Annotated in this window: 11 protein-coding genes and 1 pseudogene; 8 read left to right on the top strand and 4 right to left on the bottom strand. The window is 36.5% G+C overall.

Annotated features, from left to right (window positions below):
- The first annotated feature begins 1 nt into the window (after window position 1).
- The 4 genes and pseudogenes from I8T81_RS12470 to I8T81_RS12460 all read left to right on the top strand — a co-directional run bounded on the left by I8T81_RS12470 (window position 2) and on the right by I8T81_RS12460 (window position 6,261).
- Complete coding sequence (locus I8T81_RS12470) at window positions 2-4,918, top strand: RHS repeat-associated core domain-containing protein (RefSeq protein ID WP_198071341.1); 4,917 nt, start codon at window positions 2-4, stop codon at window positions 4,916-4,918.
- Window positions 4,915-5,241 carry a hypothetical protein gene (locus tag I8T81_RS12465; protein WP_000066162.1) on the top strand — a complete coding sequence of 109 codons (327 nt, stop codon included), beginning with the start codon at window positions 4,915-4,917 and terminating at the stop codon, window positions 5,239-5,241. Before I8T81_RS12470 ends, I8T81_RS12465 begins: the two co-directional genes overlap by 4 nt.
- 174 nt (window positions 5,242-5,415) lie before the next feature.
- Window positions 5,416-5,664, top strand: a pseudogene (locus I8T81_RS19055) (hypothetical protein); the annotation flags it as partial.
- A gap of 279 nt (window positions 5,665-5,943) precedes the next feature.
- On the top strand, window positions 5,944-6,261 hold the full coding sequence (locus tag I8T81_RS12460) for a hypothetical protein (RefSeq protein ID WP_198071340.1): 318 nt from the start codon (window positions 5,944-5,946) through the stop codon (window positions 6,259-6,261).
- 33 nt (window positions 6,262-6,294) lie between these two features.
- Here the strand turns inward: I8T81_RS12460 and I8T81_RS12455 are convergent, their stop codons facing one another.
- The 4 genes from I8T81_RS12455 to I8T81_RS12440 all read right to left on the bottom strand — a co-directional run bounded on the left by I8T81_RS12455 (window position 6,295) and on the right by I8T81_RS12440 (window position 10,544).
- Window positions 6,295-7,185: an arginase family protein gene (locus I8T81_RS12455; protein ID WP_198071339.1), complete on the bottom strand. Its 891-nt coding sequence runs from the start codon at window positions 7,183-7,185 to the stop codon at window positions 6,295-6,297.
- Window positions 7,182-8,249: a GNAT family N-acetyltransferase gene (locus I8T81_RS12450; RefSeq protein WP_198071338.1), complete on the bottom strand. Its 1,068-nt coding sequence runs from the start codon at window positions 8,247-8,249 to the stop codon at window positions 7,182-7,184. Before I8T81_RS12450 ends, I8T81_RS12455 begins: the two co-directional genes overlap by 4 nt.
- Before the next feature lie 9 nt (window positions 8,250-8,258).
- Complete coding sequence (locus I8T81_RS12445) at window positions 8,259-9,698, bottom strand: aspartate aminotransferase family protein (protein WP_077168274.1); 1,440 nt, start codon at window positions 9,696-9,698, stop codon at window positions 8,259-8,261.
- A 78-nt stretch (window positions 9,699-9,776) separates the two neighbouring features.
- The gene (locus I8T81_RS12440) at window positions 9,777-10,544 is read right to left on the bottom strand and encodes a MipA/OmpV family protein (RefSeq protein ID WP_151762215.1); all 768 of its coding nucleotides are present in this window, start codon (window positions 10,542-10,544) and stop codon (window positions 9,777-9,779) included.
- 432 nt (window positions 10,545-10,976) lie between these two features.
- On the opposite strand from I8T81_RS12440, the gene I8T81_RS12435 reads away from it, so the two are divergent.
- The 4 genes from I8T81_RS12435 to I8T81_RS12420 are packed head-to-tail and all read left to right on the top strand — an operon-like array spanning window position 10,977 to window position 13,328.
- The gene (locus I8T81_RS12435; RefSeq protein WP_077168276.1) at window positions 10,977-11,696 is read left to right on the top strand and encodes an MtnX-like HAD-IB family phosphatase; all 720 of its coding nucleotides are present in this window, start codon (window positions 10,977-10,979) and stop codon (window positions 11,694-11,696) included.
- The gene (locus I8T81_RS12430; protein WP_198071337.1) at window positions 11,693-12,577 is read left to right on the top strand and encodes an alpha/beta hydrolase; all 885 of its coding nucleotides are present in this window, start codon (window positions 11,693-11,695) and stop codon (window positions 12,575-12,577) included. Before I8T81_RS12435 ends, I8T81_RS12430 begins: the two co-directional genes overlap by 4 nt.
- Window positions 12,574-12,933, top strand: a complete 360-nt coding sequence (locus tag I8T81_RS12425; RefSeq protein ID WP_198071336.1) for an EamA family transporter — start codon at window positions 12,574-12,576, stop codon at window positions 12,931-12,933. Before I8T81_RS12430 ends, I8T81_RS12425 begins: the two co-directional genes overlap by 4 nt.
- Window positions 12,930-13,328, top strand: a complete 399-nt coding sequence (locus I8T81_RS12420) for a DMT family transporter (RefSeq protein ID WP_049064871.1) — start codon at window positions 12,930-12,932, stop codon at window positions 13,326-13,328. Before I8T81_RS12425 ends, I8T81_RS12420 begins: the two co-directional genes overlap by 4 nt.
- Window positions 13,329-13,452: the final 124 nt, after the last annotated feature.

Raw genomic sequence — 13,452 nt, 5'->3', positions numbered from 1 at the left:
CATGTCACAAAATTCAGTCGTTGCTCCATTAAATACTTTTAGTCCCAAAGATTTAACAACAAAAAAAGCAGAAGTTGATAAATGGTTTCAGGAACATACAGATGGTATTGTTACTGTTGATCGACTAGAGACAATCTGTAGAAATGTACCTGTAATGGGGAGTGCCTTTGCTGTTGGTGATATCATTATTGATATCATGGATATGATCAATAAAGGCATTGATAAAGTTGAAATTTTTGATTGGTTAAATTTAGGAATTGATGTGATTGGATTAGCGCCAATTCCATCTATTGGTCTGGGTATTCGTGGAGTGGCACGACCAGCATTATTTTATGTTAAGAATGAATCAGAACAAATTATCAAAGCGCAAGCAAAGAAATTAGGTAAACAAACGTTAACTTCTCAGGAAGTGAAAAAAGCTTTAAGTACCGGTTTCAAAGACAGTGCAAGTGTATTTTTAACAACTATCATTGCTGAAGATGTAGCGGGGACTTTAGAAAAATTTGCTAAAGAAGGGCAAAGTTTACTTAATCAGGTTCTAAAAGAGATTGGCAACTGGATTATCAAACTAACAAATGCCATTGATGACGGATTAAAAAAACTAGTCAGTGGTACGTTAGATGGACTACCAAATCTTAAACGAGCAGCAGAGCAGACTGGCGGTATTGTAGTAGGGGCATTCCACCTTGACAAAGACCGCGTAGTAAACAATGCTAAATATGCTGTGGAAAATGTGGGAAAGACTGTAGGTAAAGGGTATATCAACCTAGCCAATTTAGGAATTTCTGAAGAAAAACGAGCTAAAGTTTTAGCTTTAGGCACAAAAATAAGATCTATAGGGCAAGTTGCTCAAGGAAAAGTAAATGGTTTAAGTGACCCGAATACTTTATGGACGATTGGTTGGCTATTTAGCATTATGGGAATGGTTGCTGCAAAACATCGGCACAAGAAAGCCCAGATTAAGGCAAAAGAAACGACAAAGGCCAATGCAACTCATCCATCGGCTGCGACTGACAAATCAAATAAACAAGCTCATTCAGAGAACAATGCCAATCAGTGTAAAAACTGTATGGGTGGAACTGGTGGTTCAATTACCTTTGCAATGGGTACAGAGTTCTTTACTCATGTTGATGCACAACTTGGCGGAATAATTCAGGACAGCATTAGCCGGACCTATGCTTCAAACCTTTATCAGATGGATGACGCGATATTTGGAGCACGTTGGGTTACACCGTTCACTACAAAAATTTCTCGTAAATTTAAATATAGTTCAAAGAAAAAAGACCATAAAGACTATTTAAACGGGCTTGAATACATTGGTTTAGATGGTCGAGCTATCAATCTGCCTGACCTAAAGAAGGGGCAAAGTATTTATGATCCGATTGAGCAATACATTTATACAGTTTTATCAGATCAGCTGCATCTAATTGCCTACGGTGAAGACGAGAAACGCTATTATGAAAAATATGGTGCGGACTATCGTCTATCCTATATCGAACGTAAAAATGGTTTCAAAGTCGCTTTACGTTATGACCATGTTTCTATCGATAATAAAACAATTTTATCGGATATTTTATTTAAACAGGACGAGAGTTTGCTGGCTCATTTAGCTTTGCAATTAACTCCTCAAGGTTTGGTTTCCGATATTTGGACCATCAAAAATGGCCAATTAGATCGTGTCTTGGCAAGTTATGACTATGATCAACAAGGTGACTTGATCCAGGCAACAAATGAGTTTGCAGCTTCTTATTATTATCAATATACCCATCACTTAATTACACGTTATACAGATCTTACACATCGTGGGATGAACCTAAAATGGGATGGTATTTTACCTACTTCAAAAGCCATTGAAGAATGGGCCGACAATGCTAGTCGCGCTTCGAAACTTGAGTGGGATAAAGATATCAGAAAAACCACAGTGTTAGATGTTGAAGGGAATAGCACTGAACATTACTACGATATTGATGGCTATACATACCGTATTGTTTATCCTGATAATTTTGAAGAGTGGTTCTTTCGAGATGATGCGAAAAATATAACGCTCCATATTGCTAAAGACGGTTCGAAAACTTCTTACACTTATGATGAGCGCGGTAATGTCTTGACTACAACTCAAGATGATGGTGCGACAAGTTATTTTGAATATGATGAAAAAAATCAACTCACTGGTATGGTTGATGCCGAACAGGGACGTTGGTTTAAGCAATATGATGGTTCTGGAAACCTGATTAAAGAAATTGATCCACTTAAGCACGAAACTGCTTATGCTTACAATGCCATGGGCTTAGTCACTTCCATTTCAGATGCTAAAGGTGGAAGTAAGTCACTCAAATATGATGATCAAGGGAATTTAATTAGTTATACAGATTGCTCAGGTAAAGAGACCAATTGGCAATATGATGAGCGTGGTCGTGTAATCAGCATTGAAAATGCATTAAACCAAAAAGTTGAGTATTTTTATACTGAACTGACCTTACAAAATCGGAAACCAATTATAAAAGGTTTACCTCTGAATGCTTTTGGTCAACTTGAAAAGATTAAACATGCTGATGGTACAGAAGAACACTTCATTCATGATGCGGAAGGGCGTTTACTGGCACATGTAGATTCTAAACAGAACATCACTCGCTATGAATATGATGAGGCGGGTTTAATTCTGTCTCGTACAGATGCTTTAAACCACAAATTAAAATATAAATGGGATCGATTGGGACGTCTCACCCGACTCATTAATGAAAATGGTGCCAGTTACCAATTCTTCTATGATGTCGCAAGCCGACTCGTTAAAGAAATTGACTTTGATGGTAAGGAAACGGTTTACCATTACGATGAAAAGTCAGGCCAACTTGCAACCAGTATTGAAGTTGCATCTGCTTATGGACAAGACCTCAAAGACCGAGCTGCACCGAAAGACCGAATTCAACAATTTATTTTTGACAGTATGGGGCGTTTAGAACAGCGTACTGCGGGCTATGGTCACTATGGTTTAGAACTCGAAGAAAAACAGACGGAAGAATTTGCCTATGATTATATGGGGCGAATCATTCAAGCTAAAAATGCTCAAAGCAATACACAATGGTTTTATGATGCGGCTGGCAATTTAGTACAAGAACACCAGCAAGATTATAAAATCAATAAAACCGCGGTGTGGAAACACCAATATGACGAAATTAATGATCGAATCAAAACAACTCGTCCAGACGGGCAGGTTATTGACTGGTTGACCTATGGTAGCGGTCATGTACAAACTTTAATAGTGAATGGTCAAGACCTTGTTAGCTTTGAGCGTGATGATTTGCACCGAGAAATTGCACGTCACTATGCCAACGGAGTGAGTCAAGAACAGCAATATGACTTGGCAGGTCGTTTGAAAAGCCAAATGATGTTAAGTGAACATGAAAATGGCTATCAAAACGAATATAAGCCGCACAACAATGCATTAGAGCAGACCAGTCAACTGGTACAGCGTCTTTATCAATATGACAAAACAGGTGAGCTAACGGCCATTCGAGATACACGCCGTGGCAATATTGCCTATAAGTACGATCCTGTAGGGCGTTTACTTGAAGCGAGCAGTAAACTTGGAAAAGAAACGTTTAGTTTCGACCCCGCGAGTAACATTCTAGATTCATATCATAGTCAGAAGGCTCAAAGCCACTTACAAAGTGAGCAAGAAAAAGACTATGGTTATAACCGTTTAGTTAATAACGTAGTTAAAGAATATCTAGATCAACAATACCAATATGATGCTTATGGACAACTCGTAATACAAAAAACGAGCCAAGGTGATTTAAACCTTGAGTGGGATGTCTATGGCCGTATGGTAAAGAGCCGTAATAGTAAATACACGGCAGAATATCGCTATGATGCTTTAGGCCGCCGTATTCAAAAGCGGAGTAAGCATCACCATACTGGTCAAGAGCAGAACATCATTTATGGATGGGATAGCGATACGCTTGCTTATGAGTCTACAGAGGAACTGACCAAGCATTACATCTATGAAAAAAACAGTTTTGTACCGATGCTACAAGCTGTTTATTTAAGTCCAATAGAATTGCACCAAACTCCAGATTGGTCAGATAGACCTTATCACATACACCGTGACCCGCTTTGGAAAACTGAAAAAGAGGCTAAAGAGTTTGATGATGTATGGTTCTATCACTGCGACCACTTAGGTACGCCGCAAGAAATGACCGACCATACAGGTGCAATTATTTGGAAAGCCGAATATAAAGCTTGGGGTGAGTGTAAAACAGAGAAAGCCAAGTCGAATTTCTTCGAAAACAGTGAAATTATTTCAAATAATATCCGTTTCCAAGGTCAGTATTTTGATGAAGAGACAGGATTACATTACAATCGCTATCGATATTATTCGCCGTATGTGGGACGGTTTGTAAGTAAAGATCCAATTGGGTTGTTGGGTGGATTTAATGTTTATGAATATGCGCCGAATCCTATTACTAAGATTGACCCTCTAGGTCTAAAGCAAGGTGGCTATAGTTGCCCAGATGCTGCAGCTAAGGCTGCTTTAAATTCGGCCAATCCTAAATCAATTCGTTTAAATAGAGAATATGGTGGGTTAATATATGAAAAAGGTGGCAAATATTTTCATACTATTCCTGTTGCTGGTGGAGATAGAACATTTAAGCCAATATTAGCACTACCGCAAATACCTAGAGGTGCAACAATTGTTGGTGATTATCATACTCATGGTGATTATTCAACAACTGATAATAAAGGAAACGTTATAAGAACAAATAAAGCAAATGCGACATTAGATAGTGATAATTTTTCTTTAGCTGATCAGAGAATAACTATGGCAGCAAGATTAAAGAACCGTTGTCATAAGTCATATTTGGGAACACCAAGCGGGAAATTTAAAGTTAACGGTCCAAAAGGCGATTATGAGTTATGAGTAATAAAGAATGGCGCGAACTTTTTAATAGAAATGAGTATCACGAAATTACGGGATCTTATCTTTTAGTTATTGAGGATGCAAAGAGAAAATTTGAGGAGATTTCCAAGGGGGAATGGGATCTGAAGAAATATGTAGTATGGCTACAAATCTCAACTAATCAAAAATATGCATCAATAGGTTTTATTCCAAATATTGAAAACTTCATTGATGGAATACCATTTGAAATTCCTAATCAAGGAATGTATCAAAACGGACGAGGTGTACAATTTTATTATGAAATTGATAATGTAGAGCTTAAAGAAACGATCTTTATGAGATGATTCATACTGTATGTAATTAACATATAAATTCGGGCTATATAAAGAAAAGTCAATCATACGAAAATTATTTTTTGTGGTTGGCTTTTGTTTTGTAAGTTATTTTTTCTATTAAAGATTAAGAAGTAATGATTAAAGTCTCAATTTCATCTAAGGCGTATCGGATTATAAACTGAGGTAATTAATTATGAAATTGTCTCGAATTTAAAATTTAAATTATTAAATGAGGAGAGCGTATATTTATATTTTTCCGGATCTGAACCAGTGATCGAGATAAATACTAACAAATTTTTTCTGAATTTATTTAACTTTATGGATGAATTTTGTTTTCTAGATTTTATTTATTTTTTAAGTATAGATAGTTCTAAAAAAGATATAAAATTAGTGGAGTTGAGAATTTTTGAATATATATGCGGGAATTTATGATTTTATATTAATCATGATAATTAGGAGGGTACATAAATAATTTTAAATAAATTTTTCTTGGAACACTATAAAATTAATAATCTTATTTCTTATGTATTGAATAGAAAGAGTAAACATCCATACTTACAAAGAGCATTGTAATGTGTTTACGACAACTCAACTATCAATAAATCTGACAGAATCTAACTTTTTATATCAAATAAAAGAAGTTATCTTAATTCTACTTGAGCACAAACTCTTAAGGTGCTCGTCTTTTCGTTAAATTTTTAGGTATTTAAAATGAATAAAATGCTTGTAACTTTGGCTGTAGTAGTCGGTTTAATTGTTGGTGGTGTAGTGGGTGCTTTAGGTTATTCTAAAACTGCCGCACGTTATGATGCGATGACCACCGCATGTATAATGGTCAATCAAGCAGTTGAACACGAGATTTTAAAGCCTGAACAAGTAAAAGAGTTAGGTGAGCTTACAGGTCAAACCCTTAAGAAAGATTATGCTTCTGTGGCATCAAAATTTAAGCTTTCTGAAAAGCAGTTAGGGAATGCTTCTGAAGGTTCTAATTGTAGCCAATTTATCGTTGGTGTGAATGCAGCGAAATAATTAAAAGAAAACCCACATGTTGTGGGTTTTTTCTTATTGATTTGACCAAGCTGAATCTATGGCATGAATTAACCGTAGGTTTAGTGCTTTCTGTTCTAACTGCCAATTTGAGAGTTCTTCGGCATTTGGTTCTTGTTGTCCATCCGAAGCTGCTAAAAACCGTTTAAAGTAGTTTTTATAATGATAGGCAGAAACGTCACCTGTAATATCAGCTGCTACTAATCGGCCCTTGCATGCTTCAATTAAGCTCTGCAAATGACTTTCAAGAAATTTTCCTTGATCCCAGTTTGTCATGACGACTTCGCTTGAAAGGACATCCTTATCAATCGATAAATAAACAGGTAAGTTCGATGCTTTTATTTCTGTGAGAAATGCTGTTAGTAACTCATCTGGATGATCGAAGTTTTGCCATGCATTCTTTTTGCCTGTAAAACGCACCCATGATGCATTTTGCTGAATACTCCAGTAATGTAGTTTTCCTTTTAGTAAAGGCGACCAATGGTTTTCTACTGCATGTAACCATCCAATATCACTTGAGCTAATTCCAAGTACATCTATTCTGACAACTTGTGGAAGTTTACTTGCCCAATACACCCAGGAGCCACAGTGAATACCAAAAGGGTATCGCATATTGTCAGGGTGGTTATCACACACAATCAGATGAATTGGCTCAGCAGATGGCAATCTTTCCAGTAAAAGCTGGGTAACATGGTGATAATCACCACTACCTAAAAGAACACAACCTAGTTTTGAAGGTAAATGTTGGTCAAGGTGAGCTCTTAATTCGTCAAACTCTTTTAATTTACAACCAAAGCGAATGACTTCTTGCCATGAGGTGAGATCAACACTTACAGCATTATCAGGATCACCAGCAGAATCATCAAAGTTTAAAACGATAGGTGTTCTGTTATTTACTGAACTCATGATCGTGTTTCCTGCTTAACATGCCACTGATGATCTGCTTCAAATAAAGGACGTAATTTCTTTAAAATAAAACGTAAGGCAGGGGAATGTATCCACACCAGATGACGGGTAAATGTAAATTTAGCCCCGAGTTGAGCTTTGACTTCAGGGTCTGTCCATCCTGCAATGTAGTACTTGAGGTTGTTAGCTAATGCATAATCTAAATTTACGAACCAACTAATAAAATATAAATTGTATTCTTTTGCGAGCGGATAATTGAGCCCAATATATTTATCAACCAGATTATCTTTATATTCATAACAAATGTTATAGCCTACAAGCGTGTCGTCTGCCCAATATAAAAAGACTTTGCCGCCACTGTTTGCATCTTGAAGAATTTCTGAAAAAAACTCAGGACTGAGTAGGTCGAAATGTATTTCGCTTTGATGATAAACGGCCAGATAGAGCTGATATAAATACGTTCTAAATCGAGAATCGTTAAACCGTTCGTCGCCCGTAGACAATTGCTCAATATTGAGTTCATTTAAACTTTTGAGTTTACGTTTAAAGTTTTTACGGCGTGGCCTAGATAATCTAGAGAGATATTCTTCACGGCTTGAAAAATCGATAGGGACATAAGCTAAAGCTTGTCCCTCTACAGATAGAAAACCTTTTTTTTCTGCTTCTTGAATAAAATTGTGACTGTAATTATTTTCCAGTTCGCTGAGTAAAGGTGAATCTAACGGAAGATCTTTAATAATACCTAACTTAATGTTTTGATCATTATTTTTTAAAAAATCTGCTATTGAGTCTAGAGGAAGTTCACTAGGTAATAAGCTGTATTCTGTGACCGTTGTCCCGATAAAACATGTTTTAAAATGAAGAATTTTCCCCCAGGTTGAATATCCTGGAAATGCTTTAATTTTTTTAAGAAGGTCTGTATCTAGAGTCGTTAATAAATCAAACTCTGTATAAAAATAAGGTAAAAAATCGCTAGGCGAATGAACCTGAAAACTTAAAGGTGGATGCTTTAAAAAAGCATCCACCACCGCCTGAGGTTCTAACTGATTCAGGTTTATAGTCATAAAGTAATTTTATATTTCCCGTTTAGCTCGAACTAATAATTGGTCAAGTAATACCATTGCTTGATCGATTTCGGCTCTTGAGATCTCTAGTGAAGGTGCGAAAGTAATTACGTTCTTGTAATAACCGCCTACATCTAACACCAAACCACATTGCTGTCCTTGATATTCAAGGGTACCTGAAAGACCGATATCAACCATTTTATCCAACAATTCTTTGTTTGGAGTAAAACCATCAGCCTGACAAATTTCTGCACGCAATGCTAGTCCTAAACCATCAACATCACCAATTTCTGGATGACGTGATTGTAATTCTTTTAGACCTTCTAGGAAATAAGCACCACTTTCCATAATTTGTTTTTCATAGTCTTTTTCAGCCAACATGTTCATGACTTCAAGACCTACTGCCGTACCAAGTGGGTTAGATGCAAACGTTGAGTGAGTTGAACCCACTGGGAAAATTTCAGGATTAATCATTTCTTCTTTTGCCCAAATACCGGCAAGAGGATTTAATCCGTTGGTCAACGCTTTACCAAATGCAACAACGTCTGGCGTAATATCGAAATGTTCGAAAGACCAAAGTTTACCGGTACGGTAGAAGCCCATCTGAATTTCGTCTACAACCAATAAAATACCGTGATCATCTAGAACTTTTTTCAAACCTTTGTAGAAGTTCTTCGGTGGAATGACATAACCGCCAGTACCCTGAATTGTTTCGATATAGAAAGCAGCAAATTCACTTTCACGAACTTTAGGATCCCAAACGCCGTGGTATTCATTTTCAAAAAGACGTGCAAATTCGGCAACTAACTTATCTGCATATTCTTCTGGTGTCATACCTTTAGGACGACGGAAAGGATATGGGAATGGAATGAATTGGGCACGCTCACCAAAATGACCATAACGGCGACGGTAGCGATAGCTTGAAGTAATTGAAGATGCACCTAAAGTACGGCCATGATAACCGCCCTCGAAAGCGAACATACGGCTTTTGCCTTTAGTAAAGTTACGTACAACTTTTAGAGAGTCTTCAATTGCTTGAGAACCACCAACGTTGTAGTGAACGCGACCTTGTACCCCTGTCTTTTTGAGTATGTCTTCAGCAATCACTTTACTGAGTTCAATTTTAGTTGGATGTAAATATTGGCTGGCGATTTGAGGAAGTTTATGAATTTGGTCGATAAGCGCTTGATCTAAACGTGGGTTTTTATAACCAAAGTTGACCGCTGAATACCACATTTGTAAGTCTAGATATGGGATATTCTGATCATCAAAAATATAGCTGCCCTGACAATCCGTAAAAATTTTAGGTGGGTTTACATAGTGTACTGTATCGCCGTGTGAACAATACTTTGCCTCATCTGCTAGAAGTTGCGCTTCATCTAGTGGAACGCGGTTATTAGAACTAGTTGCAGAAGTGCGTTCTTGTTTGAATGTATGATTGTTGTTCATACTTCTATTCCTTTTACGGTTGGTATTTTCAGTATGTATGTTTTAGATACAGAGGCTGAGTGAAAAGAGTTGTAGTGTTTAAAAGGTAAAGGTAAGCCCCACAGCTGGTGTAATATCTGTGCGTTTTTTTACCATCGGACTTTTAAACTGTTCGTTTGATAGATAATTAAATTCAACAGAACTAAAAGCATTCACATGTTTGGAAAGTTTGTAGTTGGCTGTCATGCTTACAAAAGGAGATATACTTTGGCCCGGTTCATATGCTGCGATACCACTGCGTTTACTTTCAGCATCACTGACGCCATAGTAATATTGGTTATATTTTGCGTTGTTCCACTGAAAACCAGCTTCTGGATAGACGGTTAAATTACCTTTGTCCAATTCAGCAAGGTAAGAAGCTCTTAAAATGGTTCCTTTACTACGGGATAAAGTATCGGTATTAAGCCGTGCTTTAAAACCGCCATAAGGTGTAATTCGCATATAACTTGCACCTGCTAGGACAGACCATTTGCGTTTATCTAATAAATAGAGTTCGCCGCTTGGATCATAAGTGTTGCCGTCATAGTGAGCATCGAGGCGTAATTGATTTTTATCATCTTTGAACAGGTAATAACCGGCATCATCGCCTTCAATATAAAATTTGTCATTGTCATAGAAAAAAACAGGTAAAAGCGTTTGAGAGGTTTTATGACCTTTATAAGCTTGAAAATTTACAGAATAGTTAAAACCCATTGTGAAATCTGGTGATGAGCTTTCTTCTTGCGCATCTTGTGCATAAGCAGAACAGTAAAAACAGCTACTGCTCATTACTATTGCTATGGAAATTCTTTTCAATGGTTTAATCATATTCAGTCTTTCTATGATAAAAAATGGTCGATGTTTGGTTGTGTTCTGTTCTGTTCAAAATTTTTTTGAATATAAAAGTTAATTCTTATACAAATCTTAATAAAAAATTAAAAATAACTTAATTTTGTATTTTTCAGTCAAATGATTTGAATTTTGAATAAAAAGCACTCTAAATATGAAGGTATAAATGTTAATTTTATTAAAAAATGTTTTTAAATTATTGATTTTAAGTAAATTAAATTTAATGCTTGGCATGTTTGAAAATTTTAACTCATTTGTTCACTATTTATGCTTTTGTAATTGATTGAATCATATAATACTTTATTCAAATTTTTTTTGAATACTATTAATTAAAGAATTTTTAAGATTTCCCGCATAGAGTCAAAATGTAATTTTTATAAAAATTCTTAAATTATTTGTGTGAGGCATTTTATGTTCATGGTCGACCAGCATTACTATACAGATCACACTGTACCTTGGCATATTTTATGTGACTTTGATGGAACAATCAGTTTAAAAGATACAACGGACTATTTGCTTGAAACTTATGCAAAAGCTGGTTGGGAAGAAATTGAGGAAGAGTGGGAGCAAGGGAAAATTGGTTCTAAGGTCTGTATGCAAAAACAGATTGAACTCTTGGATGTCTCTATTGATGAGCTGCGCGATTGCCTTGATCAAATTGAAATTGACCTTGGCTTCATCGAATTAGTGAAGATCACTGCTCAGTATAAAATTCCGTTGACTATTGTGAGTGATGGACTCGATTTTGTTATTCGCCATATTTTAAAAAAATATCAGTTAGACCATTTACCTATTATTGCAAATCATTTGATTCAGACAGATGAAAGGTCATGGAAATTAGAGTTTCCAAATCAAGAAGCGAGTTGCGTAAGTCAAAGTGGAACATGCAAATGTAAGGTTGCAAATCAAAAACCTCAAAAGCATATTATCTTGATTGGTGATGGACGTTCAGATTATTGTCTAGCAGGAAATGCAGACTATGTTTTTGCAAAGAAATCTCTAATAGACCATTGCAAAGAAAACCAGATTTTCCACACAAAGTTTGAAAACTTTGTAGAAATTTGCCAACCCTTGGCTAAGCTACTCAGTAGTGATTTTGGAATAGATACTCCAGTAACGGTGATTACATGATAAAAGACAATTCATTTTTTTTATCGGGAAACCGAACTGGTATTTTACTCATTCATGGTTTGACGGGCACACCGAATGAAATGAGAGGAATTGCGCGAGTACTTCATCAGGCAGGCTATAGCGTATATGGTGTGCAGTTGGCTGGACACTGTGGTGATGTCGAAGATTTGGTGAATAGCCAATGGGAAGATTGGTTTAATAGTGTTGTTGCAGCCGCAGAAAAGTTAAAAGAACATGCAGATGAGATATTTGTTGCCGGTTTATCAATGGGTTCTTTGCTGGCATTAAAATATGCATCGGCATATCCAGTTGCTGGCGTTATTGCCTATAGTCCGACTTTCCAATACGACGGTTGGAGCATTCCTTTGTGGTCAAAAGTGCTTGCACCTATTGTTCTGCCGAGTGTTCATTATTTAAATATTTGTCGTAACAATACTTTTGACGAAGCTGAACCTTATGGCATCAAAAATAAAGTATTGCGTTCTCGTATTGTTCAGGCGATGAACAGCGGCGAAAGTAGTGAAGCTGGTTTGCCGGGTAACCCTTGGCATTCATTGTTCCAGTTACAACGTCTTTCGCGGAATGTTCGTAAAAATCTCTCAAATATTACGGCTCCATGTCTGTTATTGCATGCCTATGATGATGATATTGCTCACCGAAGAAATAGTGAGTTAATTTATGCCAAAGTGAAGGGGCCTAAGACCTTAATCTGGCTTTATAACAGCTATCACATGATTACGATTGATAATGACCGTAAACAAGTGATTGATGAATCCATTCGATTTATTGAACAGTACCAACATCCAAAAAAGCAGTCAGAGCATCTATCAACTCGTCAAGAACGTAAAACTTCACCTGAAAAAATTGGTGAGCTTTTATGAATATTGTAGTGTTCAGTGTATGGATGCTAACCATTTTGATTGATACTGTTGGGCAGTTGGCTTTTAAGGCTGCTGCTCACGAAAGTAAAACCAATGAAGGCCTAGAACATTGGTGGTTCATGGCGAAACGTCCATGGATATGGGGCGGTATTTTTTGTTATATTTTTGAGTTTGTCGTTTGGCTTGCATTCCTCTCGCTGGTTCCACTTTCTGTTGGGGTCATGTTAGGTTGTATCAACATTGTTGTGATTATGCTTGCTGGACGCTTGTTTTTTAATGAAAAATTAACTCGAAATCGATTAATTGGTGTAGTTCTGATAGCGATCGGTGTCACTATTGTTGGGATTGGGGCATGAAAAAATTTTATATTATTGGTTTTTTAATATTAATGCTCTTCGATACTTTGGCTCAGATTAGTTTTAAGCTAGCTTCCATTCATGCGATGCCTTTGACTTTTGATGTACATTGGTTAATCAGAGTTTTTGGGCATCCTTGGATTTATGGGGCTTTTATTGGATATATAGGTGCCTTTTTTATCTGGATGAATTTGTTAAAGCATGCGCCTATTGGGCCTGCTTTTGCAGCTTCACATTTAGAACTCATCACGGTGATGTTTTTGTCGATTTGGCTGTTTAATGAACCACTAACATTTACAAAAGTTACTGGTGCTATTCTTATTTTTGCAGGTGTTTGCTTCTTGGCTAAAGATGAAGAAGAGAGCCATAGTCATGAAGAAGTCGCCACAAAATAAATTTTAATCAATTATTCTTAAAACCGTCGTAACACCCGTAACTAATATTTGCGAATGTTAGTGTGATGCTAATAAGCATTATGAGTGTATGGCGGTTTTTATTGTTTCTGAAGTTAATAAATTG

Source organism: Acinetobacter seifertii (assembly GCF_016064815.1).
Taxonomy (GTDB): domain Bacteria; phylum Pseudomonadota; class Gammaproteobacteria; order Pseudomonadales; family Moraxellaceae; genus Acinetobacter; species Acinetobacter seifertii.
This window is presented reverse-complemented; position numbering and strand designations above follow the sequence as displayed.